General features: G+C 46.0%; 20 protein-coding genes. 13 read left to right on the top strand and 7 right to left on the bottom strand.

Features of this window, described 5'->3' with window-relative positions; all coding sequences use genetic code 11:
• Nucleotides 1–146: 146 nt before the first annotated feature.
• A complete protein-coding gene (locus A6J60_RS07970) occupies nucleotides 147–806 on the top strand; it encodes a DUF2939 domain-containing protein (protein ID WP_096065512.1) in 660 nt (219 codons plus the stop codon).
• 97 nt (nucleotides 807–903) lie between these two features.
• On the opposite strand, the gene A6J60_RS07965 is transcribed toward A6J60_RS07970, so the two are convergent.
• Nucleotides 904–2,064 (bottom strand): thioredoxin fold domain-containing protein, encoded by a 1,161-nt coding sequence (locus A6J60_RS07965; protein WP_227526098.1) that lies wholly within the window; start codon nucleotides 2,062–2,064, stop codon nucleotides 904–906.
• Nucleotides 2,065–2,247: 183 nt separating this feature from the next.
• Between A6J60_RS07965 and A6J60_RS13735 the strand changes: the two genes are divergently transcribed.
• Together A6J60_RS13735 and A6J60_RS07960 are read left to right on the top strand one after the other, a co-directional pair.
• Nucleotides 2,248–2,385 carry a hypothetical protein gene (locus A6J60_RS13735; protein WP_413772363.1) on the top strand — a complete coding sequence of 46 codons (138 nt, stop codon included), beginning with the start codon at nucleotides 2,248–2,250 and terminating at the stop codon, nucleotides 2,383–2,385.
• Entirely contained in the window at nucleotides 2,367–3,350 is a 984-nt protein-coding gene (locus A6J60_RS07960) for a homocysteine S-methyltransferase family protein (protein ID WP_413772362.1), read from the top strand. Before A6J60_RS13735 ends, A6J60_RS07960 begins: the two co-directional genes overlap by 19 nt.
• 38 nt (nucleotides 3,351–3,388) lie before the next feature.
• Here A6J60_RS07960 and A6J60_RS07955 read toward each other — a convergent pair whose 3' ends face one another.
• Nucleotides 3,389–4,093, bottom strand: coding sequence for a pseudouridine synthase (locus A6J60_RS07955; RefSeq protein WP_096065510.1), 705 nt, complete (start codon nucleotides 4,091–4,093; stop codon nucleotides 3,389–3,391).
• A 215-nt stretch (nucleotides 4,094–4,308) separates the two neighbouring features.
• On the opposite strand from A6J60_RS07955, the gene A6J60_RS07950 reads away from it, so the two are divergent.
• Nucleotides 4,309–4,908, top strand: a complete 600-nt coding sequence (locus A6J60_RS07950) for a YigZ family protein (protein WP_096065509.1) — start codon at nucleotides 4,309–4,311, stop codon at nucleotides 4,906–4,908.
• Nucleotides 4,909–5,074: 166 nt separating this feature from the next.
• Here the strand turns inward: A6J60_RS07950 and A6J60_RS13645 are convergent, their stop codons facing one another.
• The 3 genes from A6J60_RS13645 to A6J60_RS07935 are packed head-to-tail and all read right to left on the bottom strand — an operon-like array spanning nucleotide 5,075 to nucleotide 5,711.
• Nucleotides 5,075–5,227: an SEL1-like repeat protein gene (locus A6J60_RS13645; protein ID WP_102993966.1), complete on the bottom strand. Its 153-nt coding sequence runs from the start codon at nucleotides 5,225–5,227 to the stop codon at nucleotides 5,075–5,077.
• Between the two features lie 30 nt (nucleotides 5,228–5,257).
• Nucleotides 5,258–5,446 carry a tetratricopeptide repeat protein gene (locus A6J60_RS13640; RefSeq protein WP_193778040.1) on the bottom strand — a complete coding sequence of 63 codons (189 nt, stop codon included), beginning with the start codon at nucleotides 5,444–5,446 and terminating at the stop codon, nucleotides 5,258–5,260.
• Nucleotides 5,418–5,711 (bottom strand): SEL1-like repeat protein, encoded by a 294-nt coding sequence (locus A6J60_RS07935; RefSeq protein WP_096065506.1) that lies wholly within the window; start codon nucleotides 5,709–5,711, stop codon nucleotides 5,418–5,420. Before A6J60_RS07935 ends, A6J60_RS13640 begins: the two co-directional genes overlap by 29 nt.
• Before the next feature lie 420 nt (nucleotides 5,712–6,131).
• On the opposite strand from A6J60_RS07935, the gene A6J60_RS07930 reads away from it, so the two are divergent.
• From A6J60_RS07930 to A6J60_RS07900, 7 genes are all read left to right on the top strand, one after another.
• Nucleotides 6,132–7,091, top strand: a complete 960-nt coding sequence (locus A6J60_RS07930; protein WP_096065505.1) for a YheT family hydrolase — start codon at nucleotides 6,132–6,134, stop codon at nucleotides 7,089–7,091.
• 131 nt (nucleotides 7,092–7,222) lie between these two features.
• Nucleotides 7,223–8,221, top strand: a complete 999-nt coding sequence (locus A6J60_RS07925) for a YheT family hydrolase (protein ID WP_096065504.1) — start codon at nucleotides 7,223–7,225, stop codon at nucleotides 8,219–8,221.
• A gap of 110 nt (nucleotides 8,222–8,331) precedes the next feature.
• Nucleotides 8,332–9,342: a YheT family hydrolase gene (locus A6J60_RS07920; RefSeq protein ID WP_096065503.1), complete on the top strand. Its 1,011-nt coding sequence runs from the start codon at nucleotides 8,332–8,334 to the stop codon at nucleotides 9,340–9,342.
• 224 nt (nucleotides 9,343–9,566) lie between these two features.
• Complete coding sequence (locus tag A6J60_RS07915) at nucleotides 9,567–10,595, top strand: YheT family hydrolase (protein WP_096065502.1); 1,029 nt, start codon at nucleotides 9,567–9,569, stop codon at nucleotides 10,593–10,595.
• Between the two features lie 130 nt (nucleotides 10,596–10,725).
• Nucleotides 10,726–11,268 (top strand): acyl-CoA thioesterase, encoded by a 543-nt coding sequence (locus tag A6J60_RS07910; RefSeq protein WP_096065501.1) that lies wholly within the window; start codon nucleotides 10,726–10,728, stop codon nucleotides 11,266–11,268.
• A 313-nt stretch (nucleotides 11,269–11,581) separates the two neighbouring features.
• Nucleotides 11,582–13,093, top strand: a complete 1,512-nt coding sequence (locus tag A6J60_RS07905; RefSeq protein WP_227526097.1) for an MATE family efflux transporter — start codon at nucleotides 11,582–11,584, stop codon at nucleotides 13,091–13,093.
• Nucleotides 13,094–13,211: 118 nt separating this feature from the next.
• Nucleotides 13,212–14,144, top strand: coding sequence for a COG2958 family protein (locus A6J60_RS07900; protein WP_096065500.1), 933 nt, complete (start codon nucleotides 13,212–13,214; stop codon nucleotides 14,142–14,144).
• A 37-nt stretch (nucleotides 14,145–14,181) separates the two neighbouring features.
• Here the strand turns inward: A6J60_RS07900 and A6J60_RS07895 are convergent, their stop codons facing one another.
• Both A6J60_RS07895 and A6J60_RS07890 read right to left on the bottom strand, forming a co-directional pair.
• Nucleotides 14,182–14,820 carry a hypothetical protein gene (locus tag A6J60_RS07895; RefSeq protein WP_096065499.1) on the bottom strand — a complete coding sequence of 213 codons (639 nt, stop codon included), beginning with the start codon at nucleotides 14,818–14,820 and terminating at the stop codon, nucleotides 14,182–14,184.
• Nucleotides 14,821–14,944: 124 nt separating this feature from the next.
• The gene (locus tag A6J60_RS07890; protein WP_096065498.1) at nucleotides 14,945–15,373 is read right to left on the bottom strand and encodes a hypothetical protein; all 429 of its coding nucleotides are present in this window, start codon (nucleotides 15,371–15,373) and stop codon (nucleotides 14,945–14,947) included.
• 338 nt (nucleotides 15,374–15,711) lie between these two features.
• On the opposite strand from A6J60_RS07890, the gene A6J60_RS07885 reads away from it, so the two are divergent.
• Both A6J60_RS07885 and A6J60_RS07880 read left to right on the top strand, forming a co-directional pair.
• Nucleotides 15,712–16,761, top strand: a complete 1,050-nt coding sequence (locus tag A6J60_RS07885; RefSeq protein WP_096065497.1) for an NAD(P)H-dependent flavin oxidoreductase — start codon at nucleotides 15,712–15,714, stop codon at nucleotides 16,759–16,761.
• Between the two features lie 270 nt (nucleotides 16,762–17,031).
• Nucleotides 17,032–17,301 (top strand): DUF2798 domain-containing protein, encoded by a 270-nt coding sequence (locus A6J60_RS07880; RefSeq protein WP_096065496.1) that lies wholly within the window; start codon nucleotides 17,032–17,034, stop codon nucleotides 17,299–17,301.
• Nucleotides 17,302–17,328: the final 27 nt, after the last annotated feature.

The following is a 17,328-nucleotide window of genomic DNA, read 5'->3' as shown; positions in this document are numbered from 1 at the left end:
ACCTCATTTATCAAGCACTCGTGCTAAAATCTACCCCTTGGTATACAAATTTTATCTAAATTATGGTTAAAGCGAATGGTTTCAAGCGTAAAATATTGGCTTAAAATCAACCCAAACAGTATGACTTCTCTAGCAGATGAGGAAAAATGAAAAAATTAACCACCTTAATAGTGATTATTGTTTTAGCTATTATTGGCTACTACGCCGCCTCGCCTTACTATACGGCATATCAGCTAAAAAACGCTTATGACGCCAATGACGGTGATACTCTGGTGACTTACATCGACTTTGAGCAATTACAGCCCAATATTAAACAACAGTTGGATAGCCGATTTGAGGTGACTTTAGGACAATATCCGTTGGTCGCACAGCTGGGTGGTGAGCCACTAGCGCAAGCAGCAGATGAGTTTATTAATAATGCCGTGTCTCAAGCATTGACTGCGGACAATATTAGCAGCCTAATCGCTACCCAAGGACAAGCCAATACCGCCACTAAAGAGCTGGCAGCAGCCTGGGCGATTGCCACTAATAAGGTTAATTTACAGCATTTAATTCAAGATATTATTGCGCAACGTGGTGATATCGACGCGGTGGTTAAGAACCAGGTACAGCAAATTATGACCGAACAATCTGCTGAGTTAGAACAGCATGTTCAATCAGGAGAGGACAGCGCTAAGCCAAGCCTCAACTACTGTGGTATCAACTGTTTCACCATTTCAGGACAAGTAAAAGGCTATCCGTTGACCCTTGAGATGCAGCGCCAAGGCTGGGTAGATTGGAAAATAGTGAACGTGGTGCTGCCTTAATGACACCAAGCTAAAATTGAACCAAGCTCAGTCTGAGCTTGGTTCTTGCTCTTGTTCGTTAGTCAAACTATTGTTAATTTAACGTAATCTTAAATGCTTAGTTTATGCCCAAGAATGGGAAGAAGTTAGGATCACTGTAAGGCGCTTGGAATGGCACACCGTCTTCACGATAAATGGCTGGTGTGGCATCAACCACCAAACCCGCGGCCAACTGCTGACTGGCAACCAAAGGACTGTCGTTTATGTCGTTAAAGCCATTGCAAGACAGGTTTACTTCCTCACCTTGCATGGCAGTGTCTAATGCCTGACGGCGAGCCGCCTTATCGGTTTCACACCAAATCTGGCGCATCGGTATTTGTGACTCATCATAAACCGGAAAACCAATCACCTTGACCGTAATGCCCTTATTATTGAGCTGCTGCATGTCATTGTGCATAATGCGGCAATAAGGGCAATTGATGTCGGTTGCCACATAAATCACCGCTTTTTCTGCTCCAGTAGCTGGATACACCACCAAGTCATCTTCATTGAGCTTGGATAAAATGTATTGATTTTTGCGCTGCTCAAATTGACTGTCCAATCCAGAAAATTGACCATTTTTGATGACTGATATCTCAGCATTGGTAAACACGCTGGCATCCATATTGGTCAAAAACGGCATCCCCTCCACCGTAATACCCCAAATCACGCCTGGCACGGCAGTATGATAAAAGGACGCATCCGACGTGATGTTCTTTAACTGACTGCTATTGGCTAACAGTGACTCACGCAGCGATGCACTCACCGGCATACCACTGAGCATTTGACTTGGCTTTGCCGTTGGTGGCGTAGATTGTTTTGGGCTCGGATTATCTTGTAACACCCCTTGCAGGATATACTGTCCATCTGCGCTAATATGCAGCGGTGGCTGAGGTTGACCGCCTTGAGCAGCGAGCGTGACCTGATACATGGATGGCAGCTTAGAGGGCACAATGTCTGCAATAGGTGCTGCCATACCAGCTCCGATTAACACCTGTTGAATCTTCTGCTTCTGCGCAGTAGACGGCGGTGGCAACTGCCCCACAGTAGCAGTGCCACTAGACAGGACCAACTTATCATAAGCGTCATTGAAGGCATCCAGATCGGCCAATGCCGGAGTTGCTAATAGCATTGGTGCCAATACCCCTAGCCTCATTAACTGTATCACTGATTTTTTCAAACCAGTGGTTAGGTTTGATTGATTGTGGCTATGGTTGTGGTTGCTATTGAGGTTGGACATACGGCACCTTATTATGCTTTTTAATGTATTAATTTTTTATATAATATTCTGGCTATTATATAGAAGCCATGACAGGTTGCAAATTTGATATGCTATTGACTGTATCACTCCCGACTTTCGGAGCTGACTATTTATTAAAGACCAGACTTATTAAAGGCCAAGCGATTACAGGACGGTTAGACTATGACTCATTCTCAAAACAGCCTTTCGGTACACCAGCCTGCATCCAGTGCTATGACACTATTAGACGGTGGTATGGGCCGTGAACTTGAGCAACGAGGCGCCCCGTTTCGTCAGCCAGAATGGTCGGCATTGCCCTAATAGAAGCGCCTGAAACAGTGGCTGCCGCCCATCTTGATTTTATTGATGCCGGCGCGCAAGTGATTACCGTCAATAGCTATGCAGTTACGCCATTTCACTTAGGTGATCGCTTCTATAATCAAGCCGAAACTTTGATTAACACAGCCAGTGACATGGCGATAGCCGCTGTCTCAGAAGCAAAAAAACAAGCTGAACAGCAAAACAAAACAGCGCCTGAGGTTCGCATTGCTGGCTGCTTACCGCCCCTATTTGGTTCATATCGTCCTGATTTATTTGATGAACAATTAGCAGAATCTATTGCCAAGCCGCTTATTATTCATCAACAAGCAGTGGCTGATATTTGGTTGGCTGAAACAGTCAGTAGTGTCAAAGAAGCGGTATATTGGCACAAATTTGTGACCCAGTTTGCTAATACACACCCTGCTGCTGCGACCACTGAAAACTCAGACCCAGACCCAATTTCAGAATCCAGAACAGCATCTAAATCAAAATCTAAACCTTTTTGGATAGCCTTTACCTTAGAAGACAGCCATCTGGATGCGGTGACCGATACTGAAAGTGAGGATGTTCTGACTGCGGACGCTCCCAAATTACGCTCTGGCGAATCCCTGACTGAAGCGATTATGGTGATGCTAGAGCTGGGCGTCGATGCTATTTTGTTTAACTGTAGCCAACCTGAAGTGATGATGCGTGCGTTGGAAACTGCCAGATTATTAATTCATTCATCCAGCCGTCATATTGAGCTCGGCGTTTATGCTAATGCCTTTGCGCCAAAGCAGTCTAAAGCACAGGCCAACAGTGCGCTGCAAAACCTGCGTCAAGACACCACGCCAGAAAACTATCTCAGCTGGGCAAAACAATGGCAGCAAGCAGGAGCAACCATTATCGGAGGCTGCTGCGGCATCGGGACCGAGCATATTGCACAGTTATCAGCACATTTGACACAAAAAAATGGACGCCAATAGCATCCATTTTTTAGGGGTTCAGCTTAACGCCAAAAACGTTAGAAGCTAGCGACTTCTTCTTCGGTTAAAAAGCGGCTTTCGCCCTTTTCTAATCCCTCTAACGTAATGCCGCCAATACTGGCACGATGTAGCTCAGTGACCTTGTTACCAAAGTAACCCATCATGCGTTTTACTTGATGGTATTTGCCTTCGGTCAAAATCAAACGCGCATGAGTGTCATCGATGAACTCTAACGTTGCCGGCTTGGTCGGCTCAAAATCACCGTCTAATAAGATGCCTTGGCCGACTTTTTTGACCGCATGAGCTTGCTCTTCTTCGCTCATTGGATCGGCCAAAGTCAGCTCATACACCTTTTCGTGTAGATGTTTTGGACTAGTCACACGGTGCAACCAGCGGCCATCATCACTTAAGATCAGTGCGCCGGTGGTATCCACATCGAGTCGGCCTGCAATACGCAAGCTGTCGAGCTCAGGCACTGCAATCAGCTCAGTAACGATAGGGTATTCTTTTGGCTTAAGCGTGCACTCAAAACCTTCTGGCTTGTACAATAAAAGATAGCGACTACCGGCAGCAACCGATAATGGCTCGCCGGCCCACATTACTTCGTCATTGAGTACATCAACGTGAAGGCTGCCGTCTTTAACGACCTTGTCGTTGACCGTAATTTCACTGGCGTGTAGTACTTTTTTGGCTTCTTTGCGTGATAGCTCAGTTGCCTTGCTAATAAATTTGTCTAAACGCATTTATGGTATCCTTGGTTCTATAATTATTCTATAGCTGTTCTATAACTATGATGACCCACAGTTTAACACACCCGCTGTTATCAAGATGAATGACTTTTTAAACCGCGTTTAAGTAATTTGTTAAACCGCTTTGTTAAACACTCAGAATAAACCGCTCACCAGTGACAATTGATAGACCGTTATTGATAACGACACCCTTAAAAATAGAAAAACTTATGACCTATCAAACTTTAGCCAAACCGGTAACTGCCAGACTTGGAATAAAAAAGTCAGAATTTATCACTTATGCGTACCCCGTACACAGCCGTGAACAAGCCATGTTCCACGTGGAACAACTGCGTGAAAAGTACCCCGATGCTCGCCACCACTGCTGGGCGTATATCATTGGTGATCCGGATAATACTACCAGTGCCGGCTTCGATGATGACGGTGAGCCCGGAGGTACGGCCGGTCGCCCTATCTTAAATGTGCTCCAGCACAAAAGCATCGGTAACGTGATTGTGATTGTGGTGCGCTATTTTGGCGGTATCAAACTTGGTGCGGGCGGTCTGACTCGTGCTTACGCCGGCTCTGCCCAAGCAGCGGTCGATCAAATGACGCTCACCGATTATGTGCCAATGACACAAGTGGCAATTGAGGCCGACTTTGCCAATGAATCGCAAGTGCGTTATGTGGTAGAAGCTATGGGTGGCAGCATCGATGAGGTCGGTTATAGCAAGCTGGTTACCCTAAATGTGACCTTGCCGCAGGCGGATGTGGAGACGTTAAAAGAACGATTAGGTATGGATGGCCGAGTGCTTGATGAGAATGATTGACCTAAGCTAACAACTATCAAACTAATGACTATTAAACTAGTATTTCTAAGCTAACCACGGCCAGAACCGGCTGTCGTTAGCTTAAGATTAGATTATTGGTTAACTCAATTATTGGTGTTGGTTTTAATGTGAGCTTTGGGTTTAATCTTAAAACAAGCGTACAAGGTTAACGTCCGGCATCAGATAAAGCACGATACACCCGGCAGCTAACCGCTGTGCCTTGATCGCAGGCCTGTTTATACCACTGCTTTGCTTTGGATATATCTTGCTCCACACCAAAGCCTTTTTCATACATAAAACCAAGGTTGTGCTGTGCTATCGCAACGCCTTGAGCCGCTGCTTTTTGATATCAATAGGCGGCTTTTGCATCATCTTTTGCTACCCCTTCCCCAAGTCGGTACATGGTGCCCAAGTTATACTGCGCTTTGGCATATCCTTGGTTTGCGGACTGCTGATACCAAGCCATTGCTTGATTCTTATCAGTGGCGACGCCTTCACCATTATCATACTTAAGCCCCAGCTCGTATTGCGCGCGCATCGTTTTGGGCGGCTGACTTTTTAAACCACTCAATGGCTTTGGCATCATCTTGTTTCGTGCCTTGATCCTGATTGTACATCAGCCCAAGCTTATACTGTGCATCGGCACTGCCCTCACTGGCTTCTTGTTGCAACACAGGCAGCAATTGCGAATAGTCTTGCTCATTGAATACCGCTGCGCTATTGCTATTTTGAGTACTAGTTGCCTGACAGGCGGCTGCGGCGATGCATAACGGAGTTAACACAATCCATTGTTTGATAGACATTGATTTGCACCTTGTTGTTTATATTGGATTTAAATTGCCGTTGTTAGACTTACCAACTTTAGTTATTGGTTATACGATGAATACTAGCAATAATTAATCGATATACAAACAGTCAGCGCCACCTAAAGCTTTTGTACACTGCCACCACACGCCCACGCTTCAAAAACTGCTATGCTGTCAACACCTTCATTCATTTTTTGGCTAAAAATAAACCCCAGTCAATAGCAACCATATACAGATACCTTTGTACAAACACCTGCTGCTTTCATTATAAATATAAACCCATATCCATCGTTCACCCATAACGAATCAGATAATAACTAAGATGCCCGCCATGAGTATACCCATTGAAAACATTAAAATCCCCACCGCACCGCTCGCTCATACTTAAACTTTAAGCCTACCCCTTTCGACCCGCGGATGTGGTTAAATAATCCGCACATCCAAACCATATTGCCCAAATTAGTCATCAAACAGCAGCCACCTTATCGACGCGAACTTGTCCCAGATGCCGCAGACAAAAGCGACGTCGTCTACGACTTTTTAGACACAGATGAGCTACATGCAGCAGATGGCAGCCGCTACAAAACGCCATTATTGGTCTTATTTCACGGTATGGAAGGCAGCAGTCAAAGCCATTATGCGCGTAATATGGCCGCTTATGTCAGAGCACGCGGCTGGCACTTTGTGGTTGCCCACTTTCGCAGCTGTGGCGGGGTCGAAGTGCGTGATGATGTGGTCTATCACGCCGGCGACAGCACAGAAACCCATTACAACTTACAGCTATTGGCCAAGCGCTATGAAACCATTCATGCGGCTGGTGTCTCTTTAGGCGGTAACTTATTGGCCAAATATATGAGTGATTATGGCGTCGATGCCATTTGTGAATCAGCCACTGTGATATCAGCACCGCTTGATTTAGCGTCGGCCACCACAGCGATGGAAAGCTTCTTTGGTCGCAAACTGTACACCCCTTATTTATTAAACCCGATGCTGCATAAGGTGCTCGATCAACAGCTTGATCTCAATGAATTGGCTCGTATCGAAGCCACCCAGCGTATTGCTGAATTCGATGAAATCTTTACAGTGCCCCGTCTCGGCTATCGCTCTCCTTATGACTATTATCGTCAAGCCTCAGCATTGCCGCATCTACATAAGATCCGTAAACCGACTTTAATTATTACTGCAAAAGACGATCCCTTCTTAGGTATTAAGCCCACTTTAGGCGATATTTCTGACAGTGTGGTGTTATACGAGCCGGCTCATGGCGGTCATATTGGTTTTATACGTTGGCAGCACAAGCGTCTCGACACCAACTGGATACCAGAAACCATCGTACAGTTTATCGAAGCCGTCACAGAGTCAGAGTTACCACATTAATTAATTGAGCGCGGTTATTGGTCTCGACAAATAATATTTTCAGTAATCAATTGTACACTGAAAATATTCACTTTATAATGAATGCCAATCCAGCTTGTCATTTTTATTATAAAAACGAGACCTGTTATCCCATGCTGAACTCATTAGCTGACTTTAATATCAAACCTTTTAAAACACCGTTTTGGCTTGCCAACCCCCATATCCAAACCATATTGCCCAAATTCACTATGGCAGATGCTCCGCTTTATCGCCGGGCATTGCTTTTGGATTCACTCAATGAAAGTGAAGTGGCCTATGATTTTTATGACGCCTCTGAGCCGGCACCTGCTGAAGGCAAACGCTATAAAAGACCGGTGGTAGTCTTATTCCATGGCCTTGAAGGCAGTAGCCAAAGCCACTATGCCCGCACTTTAGGTCATTACGTTCACGCCCAAGGTTGGCATTATGTGGTCGCCCACTTCCGCAGCTGTGGCGGCACGCGCGTCAATGGCAATGTGTTTTATGAAGCCGGCGATACGCTTGAGCTACACCACTCACTTGAATATTTAACCAAACGCTATGAAACGGTATATGCGGTCGGTACCTCATTGGGCGGCAATGTATTGGCAAAATATGTCGGCGAATATGGCGATGACGCCTTATGTGATGCCGCCAGTATCGTCTCAGCACCGCTTGAGTTGGCGTCATGGTCGATGGCAATGGATAAGCTATTAGGGCGCCGAGTATATACCCCTTATTTGCTTAACCCTATCGTCAATAAAGCCTTACAGTATGCGCTGTCAGAGGAAGAATTAGCTGGTATTAAAGCCTGTCGTCGCTTGAGCGACTTTGATCAAGTATTCACTGCGCCGCGCCATGGTTATCGCTCCAAGAATGACTATTACCGTCAAGCATCCGCCATGCCGCATCTGGTTGCCATCAAAAAGCCTACTCTGATTATTAGCGCGCTGGATGATCCTTTCTTGGGTATTATTCCTACCCAAGCAGATATTTCGGACAATGTGCTGCTGTGTGAATCTAAGCATGGCGGCCATATTGGCTTTATCCATTGGGAGAACAAAAAGATTAATGCCAATTGGATGCCTGAGGCGTCGTTAAAATTCTTCAAAAATCTGCATGGCTCGTTATAAGCGTATAAAATACTAAACACATGATTTAAAGTATATTAATAACATCAGTCCTATAATTCAGTCCCATAACTCAGTCCTATAACAACAAGCTCACAGATTAACCAACGCCTATGCCGACACCGATTCCGTTTATACCCGCAGCGTTTGATCCTCCCATTTGGCTGCGCAATCCGCATTTGCAAACCATTTTGCCCAAATACATCATGCCCGAGCCACCGCCTTATCGCCGTGACTTGGTACTCGACTCGCGTGATGAGAGCGAAGTAGCTTATGACTTTATTGATGCCACCAATATCAATAATGCAGCCGATACACTGCCGGCCTCTACTCAGCGTTCATCGACACCTTTGGTCGTATTGTTTCACGGTATGGAAGGCAGCAGTCAGAGTCATTACGCGCGCACCTTATCGAAGTTTGTCCATCAACAGGGCTGGCATTTTGTGGTTGCGCACACCCGTAGCTGCGGCGGTGTCGATGCAAAAGGACCCTTGTTATACAGTGCCGGCGACACCATAGAGACACATCACGCCCTGCAACATCTGTCGCAATACTATGAGACCATCTATGCCGTTGGCATCTCGCTGGGCGGCAACACCTTGGCCAAATATATGGGTGAGTATGCACAGCAGGCCGTGTGTGATGCGGCTACTATCCTGTCAGCCCCGCTTGATTTGTCCTCTGCGGCCACCGCCATGGAGAACTTCTTGGGGCGTAAGATTTATACCCCTTATTTGTTAAACCCTATTGTCTCCAAAGCGTTAGCGCAGCAGTTAACCGAAGAGGAGATACAGCACATTAAGGCCAGTCGCAATATTGGTGAGTTTGACCGCGTGTTTACAGCGCCTCGTTATGGTTATCGCTCAGAAAACGACTATTACCATAAAGCGTCAGCCATGCCCTACTTGCATAACATCGCCAAGCCCACATTAATTATTAATGCGCAGGATGATCCCTTTGTCGGGGTTATTCCGTCGCCGGGTGATATCTCAGAGCAGGTCACTCTTTATCAGCCCAAATATGGCGGCCATATTGGCTTTATCCGTTGGAAAAATAAGAAACTCGACGCCTCCTGGTTCCCCGAAACCACGCTACAGTTCTTCCAACGCTTACAAGGTCAATAATAGCCTCAAGCATAAGCCGCGTTGCAGGTGCAATGATAGAACCCTTAACAGCATTAACAACAGCAGCAGTACCAACAGCAACGGCTACAGCACCCATAATAATGTTAACCAGTCGATTCATTGCCCAATCAGTGACTCGACTGGTTAAGCATTGGATCAGCTCACTGGCTCAGACCAACGGCTGACAACAGGGCTGTTTTTTATTCACACAAAAGGTAGTATTTATGACCACACAAGCAGCATCTCAATTTCAACCACCACATACGTTTAAGCCTCCATTTTGGTTAACCAACCCTCACCTACAAACCATCCTGCCTAAGTTTTTTGCACCAGAAGTGCCGTCATATCGACGTGAAATATACCGTGACTCACTGGATGAAAGCGATGTGGCCTATGACTTCTATGATGCGCACCCGCCAGCCTCAATCACAGGCAGTGATAAAGACACCACCCCATTGATTGTGCTATTTCATGGGATGGAAGGCAGTAGCGACAGTCATTATGCGCGTGCCTTAGCGCACTACATTCACGCTCAAGGCTGGCACTTTGTGGTCGCTCACTTCCGTAGCTGTGGTGGTATTCCTGCCAGTGGTCGAGTGTTTTATAACGCCGGTGATACTGGTGAAGTACATCATATGCTCACCCAGCTGCAACAACATTACGCCAACATCTACGCCGTTGGGGTTTCGCTTGGCGGTAATGCACTGGCCAAATATATGGGTGAATATGGTGATGATGCCATTTGTAACGCTGCGGTCTCCATCTCTGCGCCGGTTGATATGTCATCTGCGGCAATGAATATGCACCGCTTTTTAGGACAAAAGATATACACCCCGTATCTGCTCAATCCTATTATCAAAAAAGCCCTAAAAAACGAAATCAGTGATGAAGAGATTGCCGCCATTAAAGCGGTTGACCGTATCAGCGACTTTGATCACATCTTCACCGCGCCACGCCACGGCTACCGCTCGAACAATGACTATTATCGCCGTTCATCCGCGCTGCCCTACCTTGCTGATGTTACTCATCCGCTGTTACTAATTAGCGCAGATGATGATCCGTTTATTGGCTTTACTGCCACTGCCAATGATGTCTCCGATCAGGTATCGCTGTTAAAAACAGCACATGGCGGCCACATTGGCTATTTGCGTTATCAACATAAGCCTGACCCTGTCACCAAAAAACGTTTTGATATTAATTGGATACCAGAAACAGTCAGTGCTTACTTTAAATCTGTCGGTATCGATGGTTGATACTGATCTGATCTGACTAAATTATTTTAATAACCGACACTTTTAATGACGGACTAGGCACGCCTGATGCTTTGAAATGATGATTTTTTTGCGCATAATCAGTGTCCTATTTCAATTTTGAGATCTACTTATGTATCCCTTTTATCGTTATACAAAATCTATCGTTAAAGCGATTGCAGCACGCAAGCAGGGCGATACGGTTGACTTAGATGATGTCGCAGAGATGCAGTTTCGTTGCAGCTTAACCGACATCGATAACTATCTTGAGATGAATAACGGCCGTGTATTTACCTTATACGACTTGGGCCGTACCGATTTTGCCATTCGCTCTGGGCTTGGCAAAAAGCTACTGGAAAAGCGTTGGGGATTGGTCGTTGCCGGTAGCACCATTCAATACCGTAAGCGTATTCGAGCCTTTGATTTGGTGACTATTAAGACCCGTATTGCGGCGATTGATGAGCGCTGGATTTATGTTGAACAGTCAATGTGGGTTAAGGGCAAGCCGTGTTCATCGGCACTGCTGCGTACCGGTGTGACCAAAGGCGGTCGTGTGATTGACACTCAACAAGTATTGGATGCCATTGGCAGACCAAATTGGGATTTACCGCCAGCAGGCTATGTTGCTGAATGGATTGAAAGTGATGCGGATAGACCGTGGCCACCGCAGATGTAATCTGTGTGTCCGAACAGCAAAGAGCCATCGTTATTGATGGCTCTTTTTTATTGTTCTATCTTTATTGTCTAGTCTTAATAGCTACCGTGCTTACCTACCTCACACTCTGTTTCTAAGCCACTTTGTAACCCGCATACAAATATCATTACAGCTCTAATAATGACGTTACGCGCCTTATTTCTTACCATAGTCAGATTTAGCCCAAGTAAGCACATAAGCTTTCTACTTAATAATATAACTGGCCTTTGGCTTACTGGCTTTTTATTCAATCGACCTCCCCTTAAACCTGTTAGATGACATAAAAGGATTCGCATTGCGTGACACAATACCCAGGGACAAAAAACGTGACCTAACCTCAGGATCGATTGCCAAAACGATGCTGCTATTCGCTCTACCAACACTTGGATCATCGGTATTACAGTCGTTAAATGGATCGATTAATGCCATCTGGGTAGGCCGATTTTTGGGTGAAGAAGCGCTTGCGGCCACCACCAATGGCAATATCTTAATGTTTATCCTCATCTCGTTCGTGTTTGGCTTTGGCATGGCCTCTACCATTTTGATTGGTCAAGCCATCGGCCAAAAAGACACTGTGATGGTCAAGCGAACACTGGGCACAGCGCTTGGTAGTATCGTTCCGATAAGCATGATATTAGCGGCGACCGGTTGGCTGCTTGGGCCGTTACTGCTAGAAATATTAGGCACGCCAAGCAGTGCTTTTGACTTGGCATTGACCTACTTGCGGATGATTTTTATTGCCATGCCAATCACGCTGACCTTTACGTTACTGATGATGGCGCTGCGGGGAACGGGTGACTCAACAACACCACTGTGGTTCATCGCGTTATCCGTGGCTATCGATTTGATTTTGACACCCCTACTCATTATGGGCATCGGCCCCTTCCCTGAGTGGGGTATCTTTGGCTCAGCCTTTGCCACAGCGACTGCCAACACCGTCGCGCTGGTCGGTATGATTACCACCTTGTATTTGCGCGGCTCTGTATTGGCGCTCAATAGGTCTGATTTACGCTTTTTACGCCCTAACCGAGATATCCTTAAATCGATGTTTTCAAAAGGATTACCGATGGGGCTGCAAATGATTGTCATCTCTTCAGCGGCATTGACCATGCTGTCGCTGATTAACCGTGAGGGCGTGCAGACGACGGCGGCTTATAGTGCCACTCAGCAGCTTTGGACTTATGTGCAGATGCCAGCCATGGCGCTAAGTGCGGCAGCAAGTGCGATGGTCGCTCAAAATATTGGCGCTAATCAGTGGGACAGAGTATCCGGCATCACACGTTGGGGTCTTATCTTTAATATCGTACTGACAGGGTCTCTGATTGGACTGATGACCATTTTTGATAAGCCGGTTTTAAGTCTATTCCTAGGCGATGACAGTACCGCGCTGCCCATTGCCACTCATATTCAGCTGATGGCAACCTGGGGCTTTTTATTCTTTGGCATCGCACAGGTTCTGTTTGGTGCCATGCGCGCTAACGGCTATGTGATTTGGCCACTCATCGTGATGATTATCTCTATGTATCCGGTGCGTCTTGGCTTTGCTTTTGGCTTTTATTCTAAGCTTGGTTCCGATGCGCTTTGGCTGTCATTCCCAGCGGGTATGATGGCGACGGCTATTATGGGTGCAGGGCTGTATCTACATGGTGCGTGGCGTAAAGGTAAAGTATTACCGCCCAAAGAAGCCGCACAAATTACTGAAGGATACCGTGCTCATGGCGGCTGTAATGCCTGTTGCCGTGATTATGAGCCGACGACTGCTTGGGAGCGCTCTGAGGAATCAACGCCTGTGGCTCATCGGTCTTGATTGTGGGTTTATTTAAGTCATGTCACTCCTGTATGAAGTCATAAGTCTAAAGGGGTTAAAAGCTTGCTTTAGGCTGCTATAATCTTATTTATTCGACATTAGATACTAGGAAGATGACATGACCACTCGTGTTCAGATGATAATAGAAACTTTACGCGATTATCCAGACCAGATGTTTACAGCAAGACAACTGGCAGAACTATTCCTAGACCGTTACCCACAAGACTTAGCTGAAAAAAGACTTAACCCTCGTTATAAAACCGAAGAAGATCTTATCGTACAGCTTGCCGCAGAGATTGGCGGTGAGCGTACTGAAGCTGCCAAACGCTTGTGTCCTAATGTTGCCACTCAAGACAAACCACGACCTCGAAAATACTACTGGCAAACACTGCAAAACAATACCTTGCTGAACGATGATGACAATAGTGATGACGAGGACGTAGCAGATAACACCTCATCTAATGACGCCTCTTTTACAGAGCATGATTTATATCCGATGCTCATCTCTTATTTGTCAGAAGATGTTGGTTTGTATTGCCGTAGAATTGATGAGCGTCGGTCCAAAAACACGCGTGGTTCAGGAGGTAACCATTGGTTGCATCCAGATATCGTCGCTTTAGAAACACTGGATAAAGGTTGGAGCGATGTGGTTCGTGCTTGTGTGCGAGGTAGTAACGACTCGTTTTTCAGACTGTGGTCATTTGAGGTCAAAAAGACATTAAATAAAAGCAATGTACGCAAAAGTTTCTTCCAAGCTGTATCAAACTCTAGCTGGGCAAATTTCGCTTATTTGGTAACCGCTCATTTGGATTCATCGGTAGAAGCTGAACTACAAATGCTATCGGGGCTACATGGCGTTGGTGTTTTATTATTAAACCAGCAGTCTTTATTTGACAGTCAAATTCTAATTCCTGCTCGAGAGCGTACTAATATTGACTGGCTTTCAGTGAACCGTATCGTAGAAGAGAATCAGGATTACGAAGCTTTTATCGATCAAGTCGGTATTTATAGTCAAACCGGTAGACTAACCCGAAGCCTGTGGAATAAGTAACTGCTCTAAGTTGCACCTTGTACCTTTTCTCAAGCCTCTACCCAAACAACTGCTTAAGCCAGTGCCAAAACCCTTTTTGGCTATCATTAGAACGGCCCTCAGCAGACTGATCATTGCTAAATGCAGCGTATAGCGTCTCGCAAGTCGGATATTTGGCCTGTAACTGTGCCAAATAATCGGCTTGGCTTTTCTCACCAACAAACCCATCCAAAATACCCGCCGACGCACTCGCACCACATTGCTGAGTCTGTCGATTCCAACCTGGATTGTCCGGCGCCAATATCGGCTTACCCAGTTCAATCACATCATTATCACAAGTCACTGCAGCGATGGCATAAACTCGATATTTCACAGGCTTAGGGTCACTATAAGTATCCGCTAGAGCGATGACTAACTGCGGCGGCTGTACATTGTTTGGATGAAACGTCGCTTCAAGCTGCGGCGGTGCTGTTTTGGTTAGCCTATCCCACATCGAGCCAAACACAAATTTAGGCTGTGACAGATTAAGAAGATAGCCGGTTTTATCCGAAGTATAAGACGGCACTTGATTGGCCGATTCGATGCTCTCTAATCGTGCCAGTAACGTGTTATCGGCTGATAATGGCAAACAGCCAAAACTGTAAGTTGAGGCAAACACTAGGCCAAGACAGATGGTTTTGCGCAGTATCAAGCTCATGATGGGATAGGTTTCCTATGGTTAGCGCTGTGTGATGATGTTCGCTGCTAAAGTGTTTTAGATAGCTTATTAACATTGAAGCCGCTTGACTGGTGATATAAATCAGTCGGTTTTTCAACTTGATTTAACGATCAGCCTTGGCACGCACCACCTGCCTGATAATAAAGTGACTCAATAAAATCAGAGCCGCCATAATCGGCAAATAAAAGATACTGTTGACTACGGCTTGGGTCATGGTCAGCTCAGCCTGCCCAGTATTTACGGCATACCAATCAATCGGCTGCCATAGCTTATTCATCAACAGCAGCCCGATAAAAGGCAGCGTAAACAGCACGCCATAAAGCGCGGTGTAGCCATAAGACGATGGCTGACGACGATCAATAGCACAATACACCCTGCTCACGATGCCATGGAACAAGGCTGTCACCAGTAAAGCCAGCGGCCACCACCCCTTAACATCAGCATTATTAGCAACGGTGAGCTCATAAAGGATATAACCGATATAAATCAGCAGATACGGTGTGAAGACGAGCAGAAATTTCTTAGATGCCATGGTTAAATCCTAATCGCTCAAAGACAGGTTGGTATGATTCATTTTTAACACAGCCACAGTTCTTTAGCCAGCTTGATTGGATTTATTATTAAACACTGAATGATCACTGTTTGGATAGTTAATGACGGACCGCAATTGTGTATTTCGCAACTAAATAAACAGTATTATCACCGCTAACCGCCCGATTTTTGTTAAAGTAAATCGTAACCGTAACCTTAATCCTAACTCTAAGCCTAATAGCCATAGCTAGACTGTGACATCAGCCCAGACGATTGTAGCAATGACCAACACTCGGCTAAAGCAGCAGCCTATCGCCAAACACAACCCGCGGAGAGACTATGAGCACCGACAACCTACTCACGACCCTGAACCTAACCTGCCCCATCGTCCAAGCCCCGATGGCAGGCGGTGCAACCACACCTAAGCTGATCGCTGCGGTGAGTAACTTTGGCGGATTGGGCAGCTTGGGTGCTGGAATGACAGCGCCTGATACCATTAATGAGCAGATTAACCAAATCAAAGCACTGACAGACAAGCCGTTTGCGGTGAATTTAATGGTGCTATCCGCAGCAGAATCCACTACTTTTGATACATCGATGCCGGACTGGTTAAGCGGCTATTATCAGAAGGCAAGCATTGAGCCCGTATTGGCCGATAAGCCTGCTCAGCTGTTTGATGAGCAGTTTCAAGTGTTGCTAGACAATCCAGTAGCGGTGGCCAGTTTTACCTTTGGTATTATCAGCCAAGCACAGGTCGATGTGTTACATGCGGTCGGAACCAAAGTGGTAGGCACAGCAAACCATCCGTTAGAAGCCAAAGCCTGGGCAGATATCGGCGCCGATGCGGTCTGTGTGCAAGGGGCTGAAGCCGGTGGTCACCGCGGCGGTTGGCTTGCACAAAGTGAGCAAGATCCAATGGGGTTATTAGTTTTAATTAGCCAAACCAAAGCCATCACTGATGTGCCGCTTATCGCTGCCGGTGGGATTATGACTGCTGATGCCATTAAGGCGGTACAGACCGCAGGCGCAGCGTTGGCACAGATGGGTACAGTATTTTTGACCACCACTGAAAGTGGTATCAGCGCCACCTACAAGAGCGAACTGCTCAAAGTAGCCAATGGTCAGCGTGATGGGCGCACCCGATTAACACGTTTATTCTCTGGCAAACAAGCTCGCGGCTTGGTAAATGATTATCTTGAACAATTTGCTGCCTATGACAACACTAGCCTGCCTGCGTATCCACAACTCAATGCCATGACCAAGCCGATGCGAGCGGCTGCTGCACAAGCCAGCAATCCAGAATATATGTCGCTATGGGCTGGGCAAGGCGTAAGTCAGGTGCAAGCGTTATCGGTGCATGAGCTAATGACGCAGTTGACTGGTGTATAACTTGTTTGCTGTTTAGTCTGTTTGTTTTTTTAGCCTGATGGTTTTAACCTGATTGCTCTTTAAACCTGTCTGCACTTAAATGAAGATAACCTCGCTGTGTAGCCCGTAATAGTTACGCTGACCTTTTGTTAATCGCAATTATTAAAATTAACAATTTAATCATTGCTGACAAATCAGTTATGCTTAATCGCAAACACCATAACCAATTGCCATACAAAATCACAATAATCAGTACTAAAATACAAGACAAAAATGATAGGGCTAACATAAATGACAACCCATAGATCTCAGTCGACTGTTTTGCGGATTCACCGCAAATATCAGCGTCTCATCTTTACTGGTCTGATGGCGCTATTGATGTCGCTGATTATTTCAGCCGCACTTATTTTGGTAAAACAAGGCTATAGCGATCAGTTCTTTCACGAGTTGCTGCGTTCATGGGGCACCTCGTTTGCATTCGCTTGGCCCAGTGCCTATGTGTGTGCGTATCTGGTCCAGACTAAGGTGCTGACCCGTATTGACTTCCATGATGATGAGTAACGCTCATCAGCAACACCGCACATATTA

The sequence above is a fragment of the Psychrobacter sp. FDAARGOS_221 genome, from assembly GCF_002313155.2.
GTDB lineage: Bacteria > Pseudomonadota > Gammaproteobacteria > Pseudomonadales > Moraxellaceae > Psychrobacter.
The sequence above is the reverse complement of the archived record's forward strand: the minus strand, read 5'-3'. Positions and strand labels throughout refer to the sequence as shown.